This is a genomic window from Streptomyces sp. DH41 (assembly GCF_029813785.1).
Taxonomy (GTDB): domain Bacteria; phylum Actinomycetota; class Actinomycetes; order Streptomycetales; family Streptomycetaceae; genus Streptomyces.
The window spans coordinates 322,803-344,436 of sequence record NZ_JARVKY010000007.1 but is presented as its reverse complement, the minus strand read 5'-3'; the positions used below and the strand labels follow the sequence as shown (position 1 = coordinate 344,436).

The 21,634-nt window shown below is 72.7% G+C and carries 17 protein-coding genes; 5 read left to right on the top strand and 12 right to left on the bottom strand.

Annotated elements, in window-relative coordinates; genetic code table 11:
* Positions 1–2: 2 nt before the first annotated feature.
* Positions 3–713, bottom strand: a complete 711-nt coding sequence (locus QC283_RS15040) for a response regulator transcription factor (protein ID WP_279561998.1) — start codon at positions 711–713, stop codon at positions 3–5.
* Positions 710–1,948, bottom strand: coding sequence for a sensor histidine kinase (locus tag QC283_RS15035; protein ID WP_279561997.1), 1,239 nt, complete (start codon positions 1,946–1,948; stop codon positions 710–712). The genes QC283_RS15040 and QC283_RS15035 overlap by 4 nt, the downstream gene beginning before the upstream one ends.
* Positions 1,949–2,090: 142 nt before the next feature.
* Here QC283_RS15035 and QC283_RS15030 point away from each other — a divergent pair, with 142 nt between their 5' ends.
* Both QC283_RS15030 and QC283_RS15025 read left to right on the top strand, forming a co-directional pair.
* Positions 2,091–3,275 carry a glycosyltransferase 87 family protein gene (locus QC283_RS15030; protein WP_279561996.1) on the top strand — a complete coding sequence of 395 codons (1,185 nt, stop codon included), beginning with the start codon at positions 2,091–2,093 and terminating at the stop codon, positions 3,273–3,275.
* Positions 3,272–4,435 (top strand): glycosyltransferase family 4 protein, encoded by a 1,164-nt coding sequence (locus QC283_RS15025; RefSeq protein WP_279561995.1) that lies wholly within the window; start codon positions 3,272–3,274, stop codon positions 4,433–4,435. Before QC283_RS15030 ends, QC283_RS15025 begins: the two co-directional genes overlap by 4 nt.
* Here the strand turns inward: QC283_RS15025 and QC283_RS15020 are convergent.
* Positions 4,432–5,298 carry a class I SAM-dependent methyltransferase gene (locus QC283_RS15020; protein WP_279561994.1) on the bottom strand — a complete coding sequence of 289 codons (867 nt, stop codon included), beginning with the start codon at positions 5,296–5,298 and terminating at the stop codon, positions 4,432–4,434. The two genes, QC283_RS15025 and QC283_RS15020, sit on opposite strands and share 4 nt — an antisense overlap.
* 137 nt (positions 5,299–5,435) lie before the next feature.
* On the opposite strand from QC283_RS15020, the gene QC283_RS15015 reads away from it, so the two are divergent.
* Positions 5,436–6,020 carry a TetR/AcrR family transcriptional regulator gene (locus tag QC283_RS15015; protein ID WP_279561993.1) on the top strand — a complete coding sequence of 195 codons (585 nt, stop codon included), beginning with the start codon at positions 5,436–5,438 and terminating at the stop codon, positions 6,018–6,020.
* Positions 6,021–6,290: 270 nt separating this feature from the next.
* On the opposite strand, the gene QC283_RS15010 is transcribed toward QC283_RS15015, so the two are convergent.
* The 3 genes from QC283_RS15010 to QC283_RS15000 form a co-directional block, all read right to left on the bottom strand.
* A complete protein-coding gene (locus QC283_RS15010) occupies positions 6,291–7,736 on the bottom strand; it encodes an aldehyde dehydrogenase family protein (protein ID WP_279561992.1) in 1,446 nt (481 codons plus the stop codon).
* A gap of 211 nt (positions 7,737–7,947) precedes the next feature.
* Positions 7,948–9,633 carry a PucR family transcriptional regulator gene (locus QC283_RS15005; RefSeq protein ID WP_279561991.1) on the bottom strand — a complete coding sequence of 562 codons (1,686 nt, stop codon included), beginning with the start codon at positions 9,631–9,633 and terminating at the stop codon, positions 7,948–7,950.
* 187 nt (positions 9,634–9,820) lie between these two features.
* The gene (locus tag QC283_RS15000) at positions 9,821–12,016 is read right to left on the bottom strand and encodes an ATP-binding protein (RefSeq protein ID WP_279561990.1); all 2,196 of its coding nucleotides are present in this window, start codon (positions 12,014–12,016) and stop codon (positions 9,821–9,823) included.
* Positions 12,017–12,273: 257 nt separating this feature from the next.
* On the opposite strand from QC283_RS15000, the gene gabT reads away from it, so the two are divergent.
* Both gabT and QC283_RS14990 read left to right on the top strand, forming a co-directional pair.
* Positions 12,274–13,608, top strand: coding sequence for a 4-aminobutyrate--2-oxoglutarate transaminase (gabT, locus tag QC283_RS14995; protein ID WP_279561989.1), 1,335 nt, complete (start codon positions 12,274–12,276; stop codon positions 13,606–13,608).
* Positions 13,609–14,060: 452 nt separating this feature from the next.
* Positions 14,061–14,783: a phosphatase PAP2 family protein gene (locus QC283_RS14990; RefSeq protein WP_279561988.1), complete on the top strand. Its 723-nt coding sequence runs from the start codon at positions 14,061–14,063 to the stop codon at positions 14,781–14,783.
* Here QC283_RS14990 and QC283_RS14985 read toward each other — a convergent pair.
* The 6 genes from QC283_RS14985 to QC283_RS14960 all read right to left on the bottom strand — a co-directional run bounded on the left by QC283_RS14985 (position 14,722) and on the right by QC283_RS14960 (position 21,630).
* Positions 14,722–16,533, bottom strand: coding sequence for a chitinase (locus QC283_RS14985; RefSeq protein ID WP_279561987.1), 1,812 nt, complete (start codon positions 16,531–16,533; stop codon positions 14,722–14,724). The two genes, QC283_RS14990 and QC283_RS14985, sit on opposite strands and share 62 nt — an antisense overlap.
* 87 nt (positions 16,534–16,620) lie before the next feature.
* Positions 16,621–17,097 carry a hypothetical protein gene (locus QC283_RS14980; protein WP_279561986.1) on the bottom strand — a complete coding sequence of 159 codons (477 nt, stop codon included), beginning with the start codon at positions 17,095–17,097 and terminating at the stop codon, positions 16,621–16,623.
* 134 nt (positions 17,098–17,231) lie between these two features.
* Complete coding sequence (locus QC283_RS14975) at positions 17,232–18,659, bottom strand: NAD(P)/FAD-dependent oxidoreductase (RefSeq protein WP_279561985.1); 1,428 nt, start codon at positions 18,657–18,659, stop codon at positions 17,232–17,234.
* A gap of 35 nt (positions 18,660–18,694) precedes the next feature.
* Positions 18,695–19,522, bottom strand: coding sequence for an ABC transporter permease (locus QC283_RS14970; protein WP_279561984.1), 828 nt, complete (start codon positions 19,520–19,522; stop codon positions 18,695–18,697).
* Complete coding sequence (locus QC283_RS14965) at positions 19,523–20,452, bottom strand: ABC transporter permease (RefSeq protein ID WP_279561983.1); 930 nt, start codon at positions 20,450–20,452, stop codon at positions 19,523–19,525. It lies immediately after the preceding gene.
* Positions 20,452–21,630 (bottom strand): ABC transporter ATP-binding protein, encoded by a 1,179-nt coding sequence (locus QC283_RS14960; protein WP_279561982.1) that lies wholly within the window; start codon positions 21,628–21,630, stop codon positions 20,452–20,454. Before QC283_RS14960 ends, QC283_RS14965 begins: the two co-directional genes overlap by 1 nt.
* Between the last annotated feature and the right edge of the window lie 4 nt (positions 21,631–21,634).

The window sequence follows — 21,634 nt, the reverse complement described above, 5'->3', positions numbered from 1 at the left end:
ACCTACCGGCGCCGGGCCCCCGACTCGCCACCCGCCCGGACCAGGCCCGTCTCGTAGGCGACGATCACGGCCTGGGCGCGGTCGCGCAGTTCCAGCTTGGCGAAGAGCCGGTTGATGTGGGTCTTCACGGTGTGGTCGGTGATGGTGAGGCGTCCCGCGATCTCCGCGTTGGACAGACCCCGCGCGATCAGGGTCAGCACCTCCGTCTCCCGGGCGGTGAGGTCGCCCGCCGAGTGGACGGGCAGCCGCGACGCGCGCGCGTGGACGAACTGGGCGATCAGCCGCTTGGTGATCTCCGGGGAGAGCAGGGCGTTGCCGTCCGCCACCACCCGTACGGCGTGCAGCAGTTCGGGGAAGGTGGCGTCCTTGAGCAGGAAGCCGCCCGCCCCGGCGGCGAGGGCGTCGTACACGTACTCGTCGAGGCCGAAGGTCGTCAGCATGAGCACCTTCGTCGCGCCGCCGGACGCGGCCAGGATCTCGCGGGCCGCCTCGATGCCGTTCTTGTGCGGCATCCGGATGTCGAGGAGTGCGAGGTCGGGCCGGGTCTCGCCGGCGACCCGCACCGCCTGCGCACCGTCCTCCGCCTCGCCGACGACCTCGATGTCCTCCTGGGTGCCCAGGAGGTTCACGAAGCCGGTGCGTACGACCGCCTGGTCGTCGGCGACCAGTGCCCTGATCACAGGTGTCTCCCTCTCCCGCCGCGTGGTGGTCATCCGGCTCCCCAGGGGAGTTGCGCCTCCACCAGGAAACCGCCGTCCGGGTCCGCGCCCGCGCTGAGCCGGCCCCCGACGAGGGCCGCGCGCTCCCGCATCCCGGTCAGGCCGTGACCCGTACCGGGGCCGGGGCCGACTTCCGGACCGGGGGTGGGGCCGGGGCCGGAATCCGGGAGGGCGCCCGGCGCGGGGCCGTCGTCCCGGATGCGCAGCGTGAGCAGTTTGTCGGCACCGTAGTCGACCTCCACCACCGTACGGGCGCCGGGCGCGTGCTTGCGTGCGTTGGTCAGCGCCTCCTGGGTGATGCGGTAGGCGGACAGCTCCCAAGCGGCGGGCAGCACCACGCGGTCGCCGGTGATCCTCAGCTCCGCGGTGCCGCCCACCGTCCGGTGCTGTTCGACCAGTTCGGGGAGGTGGTCGAGGGTCGGCTGCGGGGCGGTGAGGGCCGTGTCGCCCCGGGAGGTACGCAGAACGCCGAGGAGGCGGCGCAGTTCGGCCATCGAGGAGCGGGCGGTGGCGGCGATCTGCTGGAAGCCCTCGCGGCCCTCGGGGGTGAGCCCCGGTGTGGTGTAGGTGGCGCTCTCGGCCTGCACGGCGATCATCGACACCGAGTGCGAGACGATGTCGTGCAGCTCACGGGCGATGGCGGCCCGTTCGGCCTCGGCGGCCTGCTGCCGCTCCATCGCTATCAACCGGGCTTGCGCGAGGTGGCGTTCGGTGCGGGTCTCCTCCCGGGAGCGGACCGCGTCGCCCATCATCACGGCGCCGAAGACGACCACCGTCAGCAGGAACGACTCGGCGAACAGGCTGAGCGAGCCCTTCTCCCAGAGCGCGGGCACCGGCAGCTCCATCCGCGACCAGGTGTTGATGTGCACCAGGTTCACGCACAGGGCGCCGAGCGCGCCGCCCGCGACGGCCAGGGCGGGGTGCAGTACCCGGTTCCGGCCGAGCGAGTAGCAGCCGATCAGTCCGCTCGCCATGATCGAGAGGTACAGGTTGACGTCCCCGGCGAACCCGAGGAGCCCCGCGGCGACCGTGAGCACGGCGATGGGCGGGAAGGACCGTCGCCACATCAGCGAGGCGGCGGACACGAGCACCCCGACCGTGGTCGTCACGGACCCGGGGATGACGATCAGCTCCACGACCGCTCCGGCGGTCAGCACACCGCCGGTGACCCAGGGGTAGGCGGGCGCGGCGATCCAGGCGTGGAACCGCTGCTGAGGCCACGTACTCATGCCCTCATGATCCAGGCCGAAGCGGGGGCACGCGTCACCGCTCGGGTCGATATGGCGGGCGGATGTCGAACCACGGGTTGAGTCCCAGGTGCGGAGCCTCGGTTGACGCCGTCCGGCCCGCCGATTCCTAGCGTCGACGGACATGAGGAAGACCTTTGGGGAGCATGCCGCGAAGTACACCGCCGGGCACGTCGAGCGGTACGCGTGGGCCGGGTGCGCGGTGGTCGCACCGGTCTTCGCGATGGCGTCCGACGTGGGGCCGCACCGGGTGTGGGGGTGGGTGGCGGGCGCCGGATACGCGGTCGCGGCGTTCCTGACGTCGGGGTCCGGTCCACGCCGCGCGGCCCGCGCGGTCGCCGTGCTGGGGGCCGTCGTGGTACCGCTCGTCTGTCTGGTGGTGGCGGGGCTCGGGCAGTCGGAGGTGGCTGTCGTCGAGCGGTCGGGGCGGCTGCTGCTCACGACCGGGAGCCCGTACGTCACCGCCCCGACGGCCGTGGGCGACTTCAACCCCTACCTGCCCGGGATGGCACTCTTCGGCATGCTGCCCGGGGACGCCCGCTGGTGGCTGGGCGGCGCGTTCGTCGCGGCCCTCGCCGGCGCCGGTCTGCGCCGGGCCCGGCTGCTCGCCTGCCCGCTGGTCGCACTGCCTCTCGCGGTGGGCGGGACCGACCTGCCGGTGACCGGCCTGATGTGCCTGGGCGTCTCACTCGCCGGGCGGGGGCGTCCGGGCCGGGCCGGCCTGGCGCTCGGAGTCGCCGCCGCCCTCAAGTGGACCGCCTGGCCCGCGCTTCCCGTGGCGCTCGCCCTGGTCGCCGTACGCCGGGGCGGGCGGCCCGCGCTGCGGTGCGCGGCCGTGGGCGTGTCCACCGCGACGGCCGCGGTGCTGCCGTTCGCCCTCGCCGACCCCTCCGCCTTCCACCGGAACGTCGTCGCCTTCCCGCTGGGCCTCACCGCCACCCCCTCCCCCGCCGCCAGTCCGCTGCCCGGACGTCTGCTGGCGTCGCACGTGCCCGGTGGCTCGGTGATCGCGCTGGTGCTGCTCTGCGTGGGCGCGCTGCTGATCGCCCTGTCGCTGGCGGTACGTCCCCCGGGGACGGTGCGGGCGGCGGGCGTCCGGCTCGCGCTCGGCCTGGGCCTGGCCACGGCCCTGATGCCGGCGACGCGCTTCGGTTACCTGGTCTACCCGCTGGTGCTCGGCGTATTGGCGTACCAGTCGGCAGGTGGCCGCGGCACCGCCGACATTCCCTCCGTGCCTTCCGCGCCTTCCGCGCCCTCCGTGCCCTCTGTGCCCTCCGTGCCCTTCGTGGACAAGGCGGCCATCGCATGACGAGCGGCTCTCGCACCCGAACCCTGATCGTCACCAACGACTTCCCGCCCCGGCGGGGCGGCATCGAGACCTTCGTCCGGGAGTTGGCCGACCGCTTCCCGCCCGAGGAGGTGGTCGTCCTCACCTCCACACCGACCGCCACGGCGGATCCCGGCGAGCCCTTCCCGTACCCGGTGATCCGCCACCGGGCCCGCACCCTCCTCCCCACCCCCCGCGCCACCGCGCACGCCGCGTCCGTGGCGCGGCGGTACGGCTGCGACCGGGTGTGGTTCGGCGCGGCGGCCCCTCTCGGGCTGATGGCGGGCCGGCTCCGGCGGACGACCGGGATCCGTACCGCCGTCGCCACCACACACGGCCACGAGGTGTGGTGGGCCCGCACCCCCGGCACCCGGGGCCTGCTCCGCCGCGTCGGCACGGAGGTGGACACGCTGACCTGGCTGGGCGCGAGCACCCGGGGTCCCGTCGAGGCGGCCCTCGCGCCCGGAACCCGGACCGCCCGGCTGGTCCCCGGCGTGGACACCGCGGCCTTCCATCCGGCTCTGGACGGCGGCCCGACCCGGACGAGGTACGGCCTGGGCCACCGCCCGGTGATCCTGTGCGCGGCCCGGCTGGTCCCGCGCAAGGGCCAGGACACCTTGATCAGGGCGCTGCCCTGGGTCCGCAGAGCGGTCCCCGACGCCGTGCTGCTTCTGGTCGGTGACGGCCCGTACGCCGCCGCACTGCGTCAACTGGCCCTGGAAGAGGAGGTCCTGGATTCGGTCGTCTTCGCCGGTGGCCATCCCCACCGCGCGCTCCCGCCCTTCTACGCCGCCGCCGACGTCTTCGCCATGCCCTGCCGTACCCGCCGGCGCGGTATGGAGGTGGAGGGCCTGGGCATCGTCTACCTGGAGGCAGCGGCGTCCGGACTTGCGGTCCTGGCGGGCGACTCGGGCGGTGCCCCGGACGCCGTACGCGACGGCGAGACGGGTCATGTCGTCGACGGCCGCTCGGTGGCCGCGACGGCGGACCGGCTGATCAGGCTCCTGCGCAACCCCGGCCTCGCCCGCGAGATGGGCGGGAAGGGCCGCCATTGGGTGCGTACGGAATGGACCTGGGACCACTCGTACGCGACGCTGCGGGACCTGCTGTGCCGACCGGCGGGGAGTGCGCCGGGGCCCTAGGAGGCGGCCGTCGGGCCGGCCGGGCGGTCCGCCGTGACCAGCCAGGACGTGCTGAGCAGCCGGACCGTTCCGTCGGCCCCCTCGTGGCCGCGCAGATGGCCGGTGAGCACCTGACGGGCGCGGTCCTGTGCGGCCGTGTCGACCTGGCCCAGGAAGTGCCGGCCGGGCCCCGTGTTCAGCAGGAACTGTGCCGCGTCATCGGCTCCGTGCCCCCACACCCCGTATGCCTCGACCGCGTCGACGGCCACTGTGGAGAACCCTGCGGCGGCGAGGACGGCGCGGATCCGGTCCGGCGACGACAGGGAGAACATGCCGGGCAGTCCCGGCGCGCCGAAGTCACCGAGCGGCAGGACGTCGCGCAGTGCTGACATGGCCGTCACCCAGCCGTTGAGCGAGGGCTCGGCCGGGCAGACGAACGCCAGTCGTCCGCCGGGTCGCAGTGCCCGTCCGACGTTCTGGAACGCCGCCTCGGGGTCGGAGAAGAACATCACCCCGTACCGGCTGATCGCCGCGTCGAACGCGCCCGGCTCGAAGGGGTACGCCTGTGCGTCGCCCTGCTGGAACGCGGCGTTGGCGATGCCCTCCCTCGCCGCCCGGGACCGCGCCTCGGCCAGCATCGGGCCGGACAGGTCGAGGCCCAGCGCGCTGCCCCGTGGTGCCCGGAGGGCGGCGAGGCGCGTGGTCTGCCCGGAACCGCAGCCGAGATCGAGGGTCCGGTGTCCCTCCGCGAGCCCGGCGGCGTCGAGCAGCGGTTCGTTGAAACCTTCGTTCACGGCGTTCCACCGGTCCTGGGCGCGCGCCCAGTGGGCGCCTTCGGAGCCGTTCCACGCCTTCGCCTGCTCGGTGTTGACGATCTCGGACACGAGTGCCTCCTGCTACGGGACGGAGAATGGGCGTGCGCCCAAACACTATGGGCGTGCGCCCATAGTGGCAATCCCCTTACGATCCGGGGGGGGATCGCGCCGTGCGCGGCGCCGAACACCGGAAGGAAGGCAGGCCCATGTCACCGCGTGGAGTGGCGACGCCGGACGTGCGCGAGCGACTGTTCGCGGCCGCCGAGCGGATCGTGGAGAGGGACGGACCCGGGGCGCTCACGAGTCGGGCCGTCACCACCGAGGCGGGCTGTGCCAAGGGGCTGCTGCACACGCACTTCGCGGGGCTGGACGAGTTCGTGGCCGAACTCTGCCTCGACCGTTTCGCCCGGACGGCGGCGAAGGCGCGGGCCCTGGAGGGACTCACCGGGCAGGGCACGGTGGCCGGGAACCTCGCCTCCGTCGCCCTCTCACTCCTCGACCGCGGCGGCCCGGCTCTGTCGGGTCTGGCCATGACCCGCCCGGCCGCGGCGTCGCGCGTCCGCGAGGCCATGCGGGACGGCGGGCCGGGCTTCGCCGCGATCCAGGAGGCGATAGCCGGCTACTTGGAGTCCGAGCGGGGCGGCGGACGGCTGCCGGCCACCGTCGACCCGCACACCGTGGCCCTCGCCGTCGTCGGCACCGCCCACCACCTGCTGATGACCGGCTGGCCGGGCGCCCCCGACCCGCGGCCGGCCATGGACCGCCTGGTGGCCGCGCTGGTGGGTGGCTAGGCGGTTGGTACGGGCCGTCGGCGGACGGCCCCGCTGCGCCGGATCGGCGCTGTCCCGACCGGACGATGCCGTGCTGTTTCCGTCCCGCGGGGCGTGGTGGCGTCGCGGGTACCCGGTGTCCGGAAGGGTGAACTTTCCCGCCGGAATGTTCACCCTCCGCTCAGATGAGCCCCTTGAGGACATTCCGCCCGCGGTGTCCTCGCATCGCGGACAGTGCCCCCGCCGCACCGGGACCAGGCCGTCGCCACCGGGCTGGTCCACAGGGCTGATTCAGAGCGCGAGGCCCGTCAGGACCAGGACCCGCTCGTAGGTGTAGTCGTCCATCGCGAACCTGACACCCTCGCGGCCCACGCCGGACTGCTTGGCGCCGCCGTACGGCATCTGGTCGGCGCGGTAGGAGGGGACGTCGCCGATGACGACGCCGCCGACCTCAAGGGCGCGGTGGGCGCGGAAGGCGGCCTGGAGGTCGTGGGTGAACACGCCTGCCTGGAGACCGTACTTGGAGTCGTTGACGGCGGCGAACGCCTCGGCCTCGCCGTTCACCCTCTGGACGCTGAGGACGGGGCCGAAGACCTCCTCGCGGGCGAGGGTGGTGTCGGCCGGGAGGTCGGTGAGGACAGTCGGCGCGTACGAGGCGCCGTCGCGCTTGCCGCCGGTGTGGAGGATGGCGCCGGCCTCCACGGCCTCCCGCACCCAGGCCTCGACGCGCTCGGCGGCGGCCTCGCTGACCAGCGGCCCGACATCCGTCGCGTCGTCGTTCGGGTCGCCGGTGACCTGGGCCTCGACGGCGGCGACGACACGGGGCAGGAGACGGTCGTACACGGACGCGTCGGCGATCACCCGCTGCACGGAGATGCAGGACTGGCCGCCCTGGTAGTTGGAGAAGGTCGCGATGCGTGTCGCGGCCCGGTCCAGGTCGTCGTCGCTCGCCCAGTCGCCGAGGACGACGGCCGCGCCGTTGCCGCCCAGCTCCAAGGTGCAGTGCTTGCGCGGGACCGAGTCCATGATCGCGTAGCCGACCGTCTCGGAGCCGGTGAAGGAGATGACCGGCAGGCGCTCGTCCTGGACGAGGGCGGGCATGCGGTCGTTCGGGACCGGCAGGATGCTCCACGAGCCGGCGGGCAGCTCGGTCTCGGCGAGCAGCTCGCCGAGGATCAGGCCGGAGAGGGGGGTGGCGGGCGCGGGCTTGAGGATGATGGGCGCGCCGGCGGCGATCGCGGGGGCGATCTTGTGGGCGCACAGGTTGAGGGGGAAGTTGAACGGCGCGATGCCGAGAACGACGCCCTTCGGGAAGCGGCGGGTGAGGGCGAGGCGGCCCTGACCGCCGGCGTCGGTGTCCAGGCGCTGGGCCTCGCCGCCGTTGAAGCGGCGGGCCTCCTCGGCGGCGAAGCGGAAGACGGACACCGCGCGGCCGACCTCGCCGCGGGCCCACTTGACGGGCTTGCCGTTCTCGGCGGAGATCAGCCGGGCGATCTCCTCGGTGCGCTCCACCAGGCGCCGGCTGACGTGGTCCAGGGCGGCGGCGCGGATGTGGGCCGGGGTGGCGGCGAACTCGTCCCGTACGGCGTACGCGGCGGCCACGGCCTCCTCGACCTGGGCGTCGGTCGGCAGGCTCACCGTGCCGACCCGGCTGCCGTCCCAGGGGGACGTGACGTCGAAGGTGGCCTCGCCGGTGGCCTGGCGGCCGGCGAGCCAGAAGGCGTGGGTGGAAGTCATCGTGAGTCCCGGCCCTTCCGCGTTGGGGGTGTGTACGTGTCCGTGGCTTGCGGATCCACGGTAGGGCGGAGGACGGTGGGGGGCGTTTGTCCGGGGCGTAGTGGTGGGGGTGGGAGGTTCGACGTTGTGGCCAGGTGGGGGCGGGTGGGGAGGCCGGCCGGAGGGGTTGGCCGCCCACGCGCCCGGCCGTTCCTTCCGTCGACGGGGGGGGTCAGTCCGTTGACGTGGCCTTCAGTGCCAGCCACAGCTCCATCCGTACGTCCGGGTCGTCCAGGGAGCGGCCGAGGATCTCCTCGACCCGGCGCATCCGGTAGCGCAGGGTGTGCCGGTGGACGCCGAGGTCGGCCGCCGCCGCGTCCCACTGGCCGTGGCGGGAGAGCCAGGCGCGCAGGGACGCCACCAGGTCGCCCCGGCCGGTGGCGTCGTGGTCGCGCAGCGCCCGCAGCAGGCCGTCGGCGAAGGCGCGCACCGCGTCGTCGGCGAGGAGGGGGAGGACCGATCCGGCCGCCAGGTGTTCGTGCTCCACGCAGGCGCGCCCCCGGCGGCGGGCCACCGACAGCGCCTGTTCGGCCTGTTTGTAGGCGGCGGACGCGGCGATGGGCCCGGACGGCGCCGACAGGCCGACCACCAGGCCCTCCTCGTCGCCGCCCGCCATCGGCTCGGGTGCCGGGCGGCCGGTCTCCAGCGCCGTGGCGTACTCGACGCAGGCGGTGACGGCGGCGCCCCCGTCGGTGGCCAGCACCACCAGTCGCTCTCCCTCGGGGACGACCAGGACCGACTCGCCGGAGCGGGCGGCGGCCGACTCCACGACCTCGGCGAGCGCGTCGAGCGGGTCGCCGTCGGTGTCGGCGGCGGCCAGCGCGGCGGCGGAGGGCCTGGTCCGGGTGGCGGGCACGCGGGCGTGCGGGCCGGCGTGGGCACGCGCGGCGGACGCCGACGCGGACTCGGCGACGATCATCCGGAAGGGCGCGTCCAGCAGGCCGCCGTACAGGTCTCCGGCGACCGTGCGCGCGTGGTCGGGTTCGCCGGCCAGCAGCATGCGCAGTACGGCCGCGTCGATGCGCTGCTCCGCCTCGTGGAGGGAGCTCGAGCGTTCCGTGGTGAGCGTCAGCAGGGCGATGGCGGAGTGCACGGCGTACCGTTCGGCGGTGCCGAGGGCGGCGGCCGTACCGACGGCGAGTGCGGAGCGGGGCCTGCGGGAGGTGCCGAGGGAGTGGAGTTCGACCCGGTCGGCGTTCTCGGGGTGCTCGCTGCTCTCCGCTCCGCCGACGACGGAGGAGGCCGGTGCGGGGCGCTCGCGCAGCCGCTGCACGTCCGCCGTGAGCCGTGCGGCCCTGCGGCCCGCCCACTCGGGTGCGGTGGCGACGACGGCGCCCGAGGCGTCGTACAGCGCCGCCCAGCCGTCGACCTGGGCGGCCAGCGCGCCGAGCAGCCCTTCCGGGCCGTCGGTCAGCGCCTGCCTGGTCAGCTCCCGCTGGGCGGCGAACCCCGCGGTGACCGCGCGGTACTGGTCGGCGGCGATGGCGGCGGACACGGCCTTGCTGATGGCCAGGAAAGGAGTGCGGCGCGGTACCTCCAGGAGCGGCAGCCCCTCCTGCCGTGCCGCCTCGACCAGCGCGTCGGGGATGTCGTCGTAGTTCACCCCGACGGCGAACCCGAGCCCCACGACGCCGGCGCCCGCCAGCCGCTTCACGTACCGCCGCATCGCCTCGGGGTCCGCGGCGTCCAGCTTGAGCGCGGTGATCAGCAGCAGCTCCCCGCCCTCCATGTAGGGCACGGGGTCGGCGAGCTCGCTGACGTGCGCCCAGCGCACCGGCACGTCGAGGCCGTCCTCGCCCGCGCGCACGGTCAGCCTGAGCGCGGAGTGGTGGACGAGGGAGGCGAGCGTGGGAGGCATGGGGACCTTGAGCCTTCGGATCTGCGTCAGCGGCGTGAGGTGTCAGCTACTGGCGCGAGGTGTCAGCCGCTGGTGCGAGGTGGAGGTGCGAGGTGTGGGCCATCTGTGATCTTTTGGCCGTCGCGTATGAACGACCTGTGCTGATTCTGCCTCACTGTACGGTCCCCGGGTGCCCGCCCCGGACAGGTCACCCGCGCAGATCCACCAGCAGCGGCGGCGCGTGCTCCCCCTTGACCGTCGTCAGCGACAGCACCGCGTGTCCGGCGGGCACCGCGTGCGCCAGCTCGGACGCCGACCACCGCTCCCGCTCGACCTGCCGCACGGTCACCGCGCGCGCGGTGGGCGCCTTCCCCGTGATCACCCGGCGCACCATGTGCACGGCCTTGCCCGCGGGTGTCTCGGCGATGATCTGCCGGTCGGTGACGTCCCGGGCCTCGGTCCACTCCTTGCCCCACACCTCGGCGAAGTCCTGCCCGTCCCAGGGGGTGAGCCCGGACAGCGCCATCCGGCAGCCGATGGCCCCGAGCAGCGGCCCGCGCAGCGGACGCGGTACGTCGTCCAGGGTGCGCAGGGTGAGCACGACCCCGGCGCCCGCCGAGCGCAGCCGCTGCACGCCCCGTACGGCCTCCGGCGTCACCACGCCGCTCGCGTCGTCCAGCACCAGGCAGGCGAACAGCGACCGGTCCTCCCGTACCGAGACGCTCGCCGTGAACTGGGCGAGGATCAGCCGGGCCAGCATGCGCGAGGCGTCCGCGTGGCCGCGCTGGGGCAGGTCGATACGGACCCGCACCGGGTGGTCGAGGGCCTTGAGCGAGAACGGCCGGGACTGTCCCGAGGTGTCGAAGAAGGAGGCGAAGGCGGGCCGGTCCAGCAGCGCCACCCGATCGGCCAGTACGCCGCCCACGTCACCGGGGTGACCCATCTGGCGCTCACGCGCGTCCAGTTCGCGCAGCAGCGAGTCCTGCCCGGCCGCCCGCAGCCCCTCACGCAGTTCGGCCAGCGGCCCGGGCGTCCCGTCGAGCAGTTGCCGCAGCTCCGGGACGCCGGGGAAGCGTCCGTGCACCGCGCGGAAGGGGCCCAGGAGCTGGGCGAGGACGGTGGTGGAGCGGCGGGTGTCGCTGCCCGGGTGGGGTTCGGCGAGGTCTCCGGCCAGGGCCTCGGCGAGTACGACCGCGGCCTCGTCCGGGTCGGTCGTGCCGCCGTACAGGTCGAGGTCGTACACGGAGTCCGGGTTTCCGATCCGTACGACCACGTCGTAGGCGTCGGCCGGACCGAGGTCAGCGCCCGCGGCGCCGACCACGACGACCGCGGCCCGCCCGGCGAGCGCGTGCAGGCACAGCGACTCGGTGAGCGGCCGTACGACGCTACCGGTCTTGCCCGATCCCGCCGGTCCGACGGCGAGCAGTGAGGTGCCGAGCAGGTCGGGGCCGAGGGCCAGGCCGCTGCCGCGGTAGGCGTAGGGGTTGCGGGCGTCGTCGGCGGCCGTGCCGATCCGCACCTGCCCGGTGACCAGGTCGTGCCGGGCCTGCCGGGCGGGCAGGTCGCGGGCGCCGGAGGGGTGCGCGCAGGCGCCGGCGCCGTGGGCGAGCACCGCGCCGGTGAAGGTGGCGAGGCTGTGCCGGCCGCCCCGCACGCCCTGCCAGGCGCGGGTGATACGGGCGTGGTCGACGTCCCGCATGAGTCCTGAGCGCGCGTCGGCGGCGAGCCGCTCGGCGGCGTCATGGGCACCGGCGGCGCGTAGCGCGGGCCAGGCGGCGGGGTCTTCCTCGGGAGCGGGCGGGGGGCCACCGCCCGGCGCGGCGCGGCGCCAGGCGCCAGGGCCGTAGCGCCGCCAGATCTCGCTCCAGCGGCCGAGCCGGCCGACGCCGACCATGATGGCGCCGGCGATGAGGACGTAGTAGGCGTAGACGACCACGACCGAGGCGAAGCTGTGCGGCTGGGCCCAGGAGTCCGGGATCATCGCGTAGAGGGGCAGCAGCCACCAGCCGCCCAGGTAGCCGTTCCACAGCAGCGACCAGATCAGCCAGCCGACGAGGAAGGCGATCAGCGCCCCGCTCAGCAGCTGCCGTCCCGGCACGCGCTCCGGCTCCTCCTCCGGCCGGGGCCGGTGTCCGAACCGCCACACGCCGGGCAACGTCTCCGGGCGCGGGGTGCGCAGCCAGGACAGGAACGCGGAGCCGTCGGGCAGTGGCGGCACACCCGGCATGCCCGGCATCCCCGGCGCCCCGGGCACCCCCTCCGCCCCCAGCGTGCCCGGTGCGCCCGGCGCGCCGACCGGTCGCGGTGGCACCGACGGCGCCGGCGGCACCTCGGGAGGCCCCGCCGGACGCGGTACAGGATTCGCATGCGTACCCCGCGCGTCCCGGTTCCCGTCGCTGTCCATCGCCCTTGCCCCCTGACCAGCCGCTCCATCCACCATCAGCGAGTCAATCTAACGCCCTCCCAGGGGGAGTTCACCGCTTACGCGGCCGGGCCCGCGTCGCCGTGTCCCTATGTCGCCCTGTCCACCTCCTGTCCATCGCGGACAACCGACTCCGCGGACAACGCCCACATGGAGCATGCCGACGCCCCTCTCCCGGTCCTAGCCTGCGAGAAAAGAAGGCAAGCGTCCGTAAGATCCGCAAGACCCCAGGAGCCCCCATGACCGCCCTTCCGCAGGAGCGCCGCGTCGTCACCGCCATCCCCGGCCCGAAGTCGCGGGAGCTGCAGGCCCGCCGCACGGCGGTGGTCGCGCAGGGTGTGGGCTCCACACTGCCGGTCTTCGTCTCGCGCGCCGCCGGGGGCGTCCTCGAGGACGTCGACGGCAACCGTCTGATCGACTTCGGTTCCGGCATCGCGGTGACCTCCGTCGGCGCCTCCGCCGAGGCCGTCGTACGCAAGGCGTCCGCGCAGCTCGCCGACTTCACCCACACCTGTTTCATGGTGACGCCGTACGAGGGCTACGTCGCCGTCGCCGAGGCGCTGGCCGAGCTGACGCCGGGCGACCACGCCAAGAAGTCCGCCCTGTTCAACAGTGGCGCCGAGGCCGTCGAGAACGCCGTCAAGATCGCCCGTGCGTACACCAAGCGGCAGGCCGTCGTCGTCTTCGACCACGGTTACCACGGCCGGACCAACCTCACGATGGCCCTGACCGCGAAGAACATGCCGTACAAGCACGGCTTCGGTCCCTTCGCGCCCGAGGTGTACCGCGTCCCGGTCGCCTATGGCTACCGCTGGCCGACCGGCCCGGAGAACGCCGGCCCGGAGGCCGCCGCCCAGGCCGTCGACCAGATCGCCAAGCAGGTCGGCGCGGAGAACGTGGCCGCGATCATCATCGAGCCGGTGCTCGGCGAGGGCGGCTTCATCGAGCCGGCCAAGGGCTTCCTGCCCGCCATCAGCCAGTTCGCGAAGGACAACGGCATCGTCTTCGTCGCCGACGAGATCCAGTCCGGTTTCTGCCGCACCGGCCAGTGGTTCGCCTGCGAGGACGAGGGCATCGTCCCGGACCTGATCACCACGGCCAAGGGCATCGCGGGCGGTCTTCCGCTGGCCGCCGTCACCGGCCGCGCCGAGATCATGGACGCCGCGCACTCCGGCGGCCTGGGCGGCACCTACGGCGGCAACCCGGTGGCCTGCGCGGGCGCGCTCGGTGCCATCGAGACGATGAAGGAGCTGGACCTCAACGCCAGGGCGAAGAACATCGAGGCGGTCATGAAGTCCCGCCTGGCCGCCATGGCCGAGAAGTTCGACGTCATCGGCGACGTCCGGGGCCGCGGCGCGATGATCGCCGTCGAGCTGGTCAAGGACCGCGACACCAAGGAGCCGAACCCGGAGGCGACCGCCGCGCTCGCCAAGGCCTGCCACCAGGAGGGCCTGCTGGTCCTGACCTGTGGCACCTACGGCAACGTGCTGCGCTTCCTGCCGCCGCTGGTGATCGGCGACGACCTGCTGAACGAGGGCCTCGACATCATCGAGCAGGGCTTCACCCGCGTCTGAGCCCACCCCCGGGCGAGCACGCGCGCGAGTGCCCGAACGCGCATCTGAGCTGTGTTTCGCACGCCTGGTGCGGTGAACCGCAGAGCGTGTGAAGAAGGTGTGCGGGGTGGATGGCAGGACGCCGATGCCCCTGTCCTGAGCCCACCCCCTGCCGTAGGTTCGACGCAGATGAGAGATACACCCGCCCACAGGGGACTGTGGGCGGATCTCAGGCCGGGGCTTCCCCAGCTTCGACCTGGTCGTGCCTCGCGCACACAACCGGAGCCCGAGGGTTCCGGGTCTCCTCACCGATCGGACGGTCGCCCGCCCCAAACCCCCCGGGGCGCGCGGCGTTCAGGTCAGAACGGCCGTTCCGGCACCCGGGACGGTGGTTCACCGTAGGGCCGGCACACTCCCCCCCTTGTGCCGGCCCTTCGGTGTCTGACCTCGGCGGGCCTGCGAAGCTGGGCGTCATGCCGGTCTCCCCTCCTCGCGCGCTCCGCACTCTCATCGGGCTGCCCGTTCTCGTAGGGCTGTGCGTTCTCGTCGGGCTGCCCGTCCTCGTCTTCGCGCTGATCACCTGGCAGGTCGTCGCCGACGGCCCGCTGATCGGGGTCGACGAGCGGCTGAGCAGGGCGCTCGTCCACCCGGACCGGCCCTCCGAGCTACTGGCCGACCTCGGCAACGTGCAGGTGGCGGTGCCCGTCCTCGTCGTCGCGCTGGCGTACGTCGCCTGGCACGGGCGCGCCCGCGGTGTGGACCGCTGGTGGCTGCCGCCGCTCGCCGGGGCGCTGGCGATGGCCCTGGTGCCGGTGCTGGTCGCCCCGCTGAAGGCGTGGACCGACCGCCCGGGCACCCCGGCCGTTCCGCCGGCCGTCGGCTACTACCCCTCCGGCCACACCGCCACCGCGCTCGTCGCGTACGGCGCGGCGACACTGCTGCTCCTTTCGCTGCCGCGGTCGCCGGCCGTCCGCCGTGTGCTCGTTGCGCTCTGCGCGGTTCTCGTCCTCGGTGCCTCCTACGGGCTGGTGCGCCGGGGCTACCACTGGCCGCTGGACGTGGTGGCGAGCTGGTGCCTGGGGGCGGTGCTGCTGGCCGGCGTCGCGCTGGTGGCCGGCCGCGGCGCCCCGCCGGTCAGCCGAAGTACGCGTCGAAGTTCTTCTGGAACTCCCAGTTCGAGTACCGGTCCCAGTTGATCGACCAGGTCATCAGGCCGCGCAGGGCGGGCCAGGTGCCGTGGGTCGCGTAGGAGCCGCAGTCGGTCTTCTTGGTCAGGCAGTTCAGGGCCTTGGTGACCTCGGCCGGCAAGACGTGACCGTTGCCCGCGTTGGTGGAGGCGGGCATGCCGATCGCGACCTGGTCGGGGCGCAGCGGCGGGAAGACGTTGCCGGCGTCGCCGGCGACCGGGAAGCCGGTGAGGAGCATGTCGGTCATCGCGATGTGGAAGTCGGCGCCGCCCATGGAGTGGTACTGGTTGTCGAGGCCCATGATCGGGCCCGAGTTGTAGTCCTGGACGTGCAGCAGGGTCAGGTCGTCGCGCAGGGCGTGGATCACGGGGAGGTACGCCCCCGCCCTCGGGTCCTGGCCGCCCCACTTGCCCGTGCCGTAGTACTGGTACCCGAGCTGGACGAAGAAGGTCTCCGGGGCCATCGTCAGCACGAAGTCGTCGCCGTACTTGGCCTTCAGGGTCTTCAGCGCCGAGATGAGGTTGACGATGACCGGGGTCTTCGGGTTCTTGAAGTCCGTGTCGTCGGCGTCCAGGGACAGCGAGTGGCCCTCGAAGTCGATGTCGAGGCCGTCGAGGCCGTACTCGTCGATGATCTTCGAGACGGAGGAGACGAAGGTGTCGCGGGCGGCGGCCGTGGTCAGTCGCACCTGGCCGTTCTGGCCGCCGATGGAGATCAGCACCTTCTTGCCGGCCGCCTGTTTGGCCTTGATGGCGGCCTTGAACTCGGCGTCGCTCTCCACGTTCGGGCACTCGGCGACCGGGCAGCGCTCGAAGCGGATGTCGCCGGAGGTGACCGAGGTCGGCTCACCGAAGGCCAGGTCGATGACGTCCCAGCTGTCGGGTACGTCGGCCATGCGGGTGTAGCCGGAGCCGTTGGCGAAGCTGGCGTGGAGGTAGCCGACCAGGGCGTGGGCCGGGAGGCCGGAACCGCCGCCGTCCGAGCCCTCGGTGGTGGTCGCCGTGACCGTGGCGGAGCGTGCGGACTCCCCGGCGTCGTTGACCGCCGCGACCTGGAAGGCGTACGCCGTCGACGGAGTCAGGCCGGTCATGGTGGTGGAGGTTGCGGTGACCGTGCGGACCTTGGTGCCGTCGCGGTAGACGGCGTAGCCCGTCGCGCCCGGTACGGGCGACCAGGACAGGGCGACGCTGGAGGAGGTGACGGAGCCGGTCGTCAGACCGCCGGGGGCCGCCGGGGGCTGACCCGTCTCCCCGCCCGGACCGGTCAGTGAGATGTCGTCGGCGTGGTAGGCGCCGGTGCCGTACCAGCCGTGGGTGTAGATCGTGACCCTGGTGGTGGACGGCCCGGTGCGGAAGGTGGTCGCGAGCCGCTGCCAGTCGGGGGCGGACTGGGCCCAGGTGAAGACGTCGGTGGTGCCGGTGCCGCTCGCACCGAGGTGGACGTACGTGCCGCGGACGTGGCCGGAGAGGGTGTACTGGGAGTCCGGTCTCACCGTCACGGTCTGTGCGCAGCGTGCGTTGTCGGCGCCGGCCGGGGTGGCCTTCAGGGCCGAGGTGCCGCCGTGCACGGGCGAGGTCACGGTCGTGCCGCCTGTGCAGGTCCAGCCGTCGAGGCCGGACTCGAAGCCGCCGTTGCGGGCGAGGTCCGCGTCGGCCGCACGGGCGGCCGACGAGAGCGCGGTCGTGCCGGACACGGCGAGAGCCGCGGCGGTGATCAGCGTGACGAGGGGGCGACGGGCGAGAGGTCTGGAGCGTTCCACAAGTGCCTCCGTACATGGGGGAGATGGGGAGGGTGGAGCGCGCCCAACTTGGTCCAGACCAATTCTGTTGTCAACCCCTCGCGCGGCTCACCCCTCGTTCTCCCCGACCGCGAGAGCCGCCGCCGCCTCGTGCATCGCGAGTTCCAGGAGTGACGGATCGGTGAGGGTGCCGGTCCCGTCCGGCGGGATCAGCCAGCGGACTTGGCCGGACGACACCTTTGCCGAGTACGCCGTGGCTCCCGGGTGCGGCACCACGATCCAGGCCCCGAGTCCGACCGTCCGGACGCCGGTGCCCAGCCAGCGGGCCGCCGTGCCGGCCGGCACGAGGAAGCCCGTGCGCGCGTCGCCGGAGTCGGCGAGCACCGGGCCGGGTTGGTCCAGGACGCGGGAGAACACGTCGAGGGTCGTACGGCCGAGCCTGTTCGGCAGGACGAGCACGTCCCAGGCCTTGCCGGCGGGCAGCAGCGCGAGCCCCAGTGGGTCGCGCTCCCATTTCCGCAGGCAGGACCCGGGATCCGGTGCGACGGATGCCAGCCACGCGACCGCCGTCTTGGCGCCAGGCATGGAGAACCTCCCTTTCACTCGTGTGGACGCGGGATGCGTCGTCACGGAGGAGAGGGAGGTCTCGGGCGGGCATTACGCGGGTTGGCCGGCCCGCCGGGGTGAGCCGGGTCACATGCCCGCGTGCGGTACGCGGCTCAGCTGTCGAAGCCCAGCCCCAGTCTGTCCATCGTCCGCAGCCACAGGTTGCGCCGGCCGCCGTGCGCGTCCGCGCGGGCCAGCGACCACTTGGTGAGCGCGATGCCGGTCCAGGCGAAGGGTTCGGGCGGGAACGGCAGGGGCTTCCTGCGGACCATCCGCAGTTCCGTGCGCTCGGTGCGCTCGCCCGACAGCAGGTCGAGCATCACCTCGGCGCCGAACCGGGTGGCGCCCACGCCGAGACCGGTGTAACCGGCCGCGTAGGCGACCTTTCCCTGGTGCGCGGTGCCGAAGAACGCCGAGAAGCGGGAGCAGGTGTCGATCGCGCCGCCCCAGGCGTGCGTGAAGCGGACGCCCTCCAACTGCGGGAAGCAGGTGAAGAAGTGCCCGGCGAGTTTGGCGTAGGTCTCCGGGCGGTCGTCGTACTCGGCGCGCACCCGGCCGCCGTACGGGTAGATCGCGTCGTAGCCGCCCCACAGGACGCGGTTGTCGGCGGAGAGCCGGAAGTAGTGGAACTGGTTGGCGCTGTCGCCGAGGCCCTGCCGGTTGTGCCAGCCGACCGAGGCCAGCTGCTCCGCGGTGAGCGGCTCGGTCATCAGGGCGTAGTCGTAGACCGGGACGGTGTACGAGCGGACCCGCCTGAGCAGGCTGGGGAAGATATTGGTGCCGAGCGCGACCGTGCGGGCGCGGACCCCGCCGTACGGGGTGCGTACGGCCATGCCCGCGCCGTACGGCCTCAGGGTGAGCGCCGGGGTGTTCTCGTGGACGCGGACGCCGAGGGCGACGCAGGCACGCTTGAGGTTCCAGGCGAGCTTGGCGGGGTTGACCATGGCCACGCCCCGGCGGTCGTACAGGCCGGCCCGGAAGGTCGGGGAGTCGACCTGTTCCCGGACGGCCTCGGCGTCCAGGTACTCGACGCCGTCGGCGAGGCCCTTGGCGCGGATCTCCTCGTACCAGTCCTTGAGCTCCCGGGCCTGATAGGGCTCGGTGGCGACGTCGATCTCGCCGGTGCGTTCGAAGTCGCAGTCGAGGTCGTGGCGGGCGACCGCCGCCTCGATCGCGTCGAGGTTGCGGGCGCCCAGCTCCTGAAGCCGGTGGATCTCGTCGGGCCAGCGGGCCAGGCCGTTGGACAGGCCGTGGGTGAGGGAGGCGGCGCAGAAGCCGCCGTTGCGGCCGGAGGCGGCCCAGCCCACCTCGCGGCCCTCCAGCAGCACCACGTCCCGCCCCGGGTCGCGCTCCTTGGCGATCAGCGCGGTCCACAGTCCGCTGTAGCCGCCGCCCACGACCAGCAGGTCGCAGGTGTCGGCGCCGGTGAGGGCGGGCCGGGGGCGGGGGCGGCCGGGGTCGTCCAGCCAGTACGGGACCGGCTGGGCGTCGGAGAGGGATTTCGTCCAGTCGTTGCTGCGGCTCATGGCGCTCGGGGCCATGATTTCAACTCCCTACGAATGCGGTACGAGACGCGCTACGCCTTGCGGCGGTTTCGGCGGTTGCCGATGACCATGGAGGCCAGGACGAACAGCACGGCGATCACGAACATGGCCGTACCGACGACGTTGATCTGAACGGGCGTGCCGCGCTGGGCCGATCCCCAGACGAACATGGGGAAGGTGACGGTGGAGCCCGCGTTGAAATTGGTGATGATGAAATCGTCGAAGGAGAGCGCGAAGGCGAGCAGCGCGCCGGCGGCGATTCCGGGGGCGGCGATGGGGAGCGTGACCCGGACGAAGGTCTGGAAGGGACCGGCGTACAGGTCCTGCGCCGCCTGCTCCAGCCTCGGGTCCATCGACAGCACACGCGCCTTGACCGCCGTCACGACGAAGCTGAGGCAGAACATGATGTGGGCGATCAGGACCGTCCAGAAGCCGAGCTGGGCACCCATGTTGAGGAACAGGGTGAGCAGCGAGGCGGCCATCACGACCTCGGGCATCGCCATCGGCAGGAAGATCAGTGAGTTGATCGCGCCGCGCGCCCGGAAGCGGTAGCGGACCAGTGCGAAGGCGATCGCGGTGCCCAGCGCGGTGGCGCCGAGCGTCGCCCAGAAGGCGATCTGGAGGCTGAGCGACAGGGAATCGCACAGTCCGGCGACGCCGCACGGGTCCTTCCAGGCGTCCGTGGAGAACTGCTGCCACGCGTAGTTGAAGCGCCCGTTCGGTTTGTTGAACGAGAAGATCGTGACGATGACATTGGGCAGCAGGAGATAGGCGAGCGTCAGCAGTCCGGCGATGACGACCAGATTGCGCTTGAACCAATTGACGCTCGTGCCGAATATGCGACTCCGTCGCGCGTCCATCTAAACCAGATCCTCCGTGCCGGACTTGCGGATGTAGACGGTGACCATGGCGAGGATCGCGGCCATCAGGACGAAGGAGAGCGCCGCCGCCGTCGGATAGTCGAGGACCCGCAGGAACTGGGACTGGATCACGTTCCCGATCATGCCGGTGTCGGCCGAGCCCAGCAGGGAGGCGTTGACGTAGTCGCCGGTGGCCGGGATGAAGGTCAGCAGCGTCCCGGAGACGACGCCCGGCATCGACAGCGGGAAGGTGACCTTCCGGAAGACCGTGGACGGCTTGGCGTACAGGTCGCCCGCCGCCTCGTGCAGCCGGCCGTCGATGCGCTCCAGTGACGTGTACAGCGGCAGGATCATGAAGGGGAGGAAGTTGTACGTCAGCCCGCAGACCACCGCGAGCGGGGTGGCCAGCACCCGGTCGCCGGCCGTCCAGCCGAGCCAGCTGGTGACGTCCAGGACGTGCAGCGTGTTCAGGGCGCCGACGACCGGGCCGCCGTCCGCGAGGATCGTCTTCCAGGCCAGGGTGCGGATCAGGAAGCTGGTGAAGAACGGCGCGATCACCAGAATCATGATCAGGTTGCGCCAGCGGCCCGCCCGGAAGGCGATCAGATAGGCGAGCGGATAGCCGAGCAGCAGGCACAGCACGGTCGCGGAGGCGGCGTAGGCGACCGAGCGCAGGAACTGCGGCCAGTACTCGGACACCGCGTCCCAGTAGGTGGCGAAGTGCCAGGTGACCTTGTAGCCCTCCTCCAGAGAGCCCGTCTGGACGGACGTGGAGGCCTGGTAGATCATCGGCGCGGCGAAGAAGACGACCAGCCACAGGATGCCGGGCAGCAGCAGCCAGTACGGCGTCCAGCGGCCCCGCCCGCGCGCCGGCTTCTTCTCCGGCGCGGCCGGGGAGAGCGGCGGTGGCGCCTCGGTGAGGGTGGACATCAGGCGGCCTCGCCCTCGGCCACGCCGGCGTCGATGGCCTGGGCCGCGTCGAGGCCGAAGGTGTGGGCGGGGTTCCAGTGCAGGACGACGTCGGCGCCGGGCACCAGCCGGGCGTCGCGGTCGATGTTCTGGGCGTACACCTCGAACTCGGGGCAGGCCGCGCACTCGACCACGTACTGCGTGGAGACGCCGATGAAACTGGTGTTGCTGATCTTGCCGGTGATGCGGTTGCGGCCCTCGGGGACGGAGCCGGCCTCGTCGGCGAGGGTGAGGCTGATCTTCTCCGGGCGCACCCCGACCAGTATCTTGCCGCCGGCCCGGGCCGGCGCGGAGCACCGGGCGCCGGGCAGGACCAGCTTGTCGCCGGCCGCCTTCACCACGATGTCGTCGCCGCCGCGGGTGTCGACCTCGGCCTCGATCAGGTTGGAGGTGCCCAGGAAGTTGGCGACGAAGGTGGTGCGCGGGTTCTCGTAGAGGTCGGCGGGGGCGCCCAGTTGCTCGACGCGGCCCGCGTTCATCACGGCGACCTGGTCGGCCATCGTCATGGCCTCCTCCTGGTCGTGCGTGACATGTACGAAGGTGATGCCGACCTCGATCTGGATGCGCTTGAGTTCCAGCTGCATCTGGCGGCGCAGCTTGAGGTCGAGGGCGCCGAGCGGTTCGTCGAGGAGGAGCACCCTGGGGTGGTTGATCAGGGCACGGGCGAGGGCGACGCGCTGCTGCTGGCCGCCGGAGAGCTGGTGCGGCTTCTTGCGTGCCTGCTCGCCGAGCTGGACGAGGTCGAGCATCTCCCCGACCTGCTTCTTGACCGACTTGATGCCGCGCCGGCGCAGGCCGAAGGCGACGTTCTCGAAGATGTCGAGGTGCGGGAAGAGGGCGTAGGACTGGAAGACCGTGTTCACCGGACGTTTGTAAGGGGGGAGGGAGGTCACGTCCTGGTCGCCGAGGTGGACGGTGCCCCCGCTGGGCTGCTCCAGTCCGGCGATCATGCGCAGGGTCGTGGTCTTGCCGCAGCCGGAGGCGCCGAGCAGGGCGAAGAAGGAGCCCTGGGGCACGGTCAGGTCGAGCGGGTGCACGGCGGTGAAGGAGCCGTAGGTCTTGCTGATGCCGGCGAGGCGGACGTCGCCGCCGCGGTCCGTCGCGTCTGTCCGGGCCTTCGTCGTATTCGTCGTCGTCATCGTC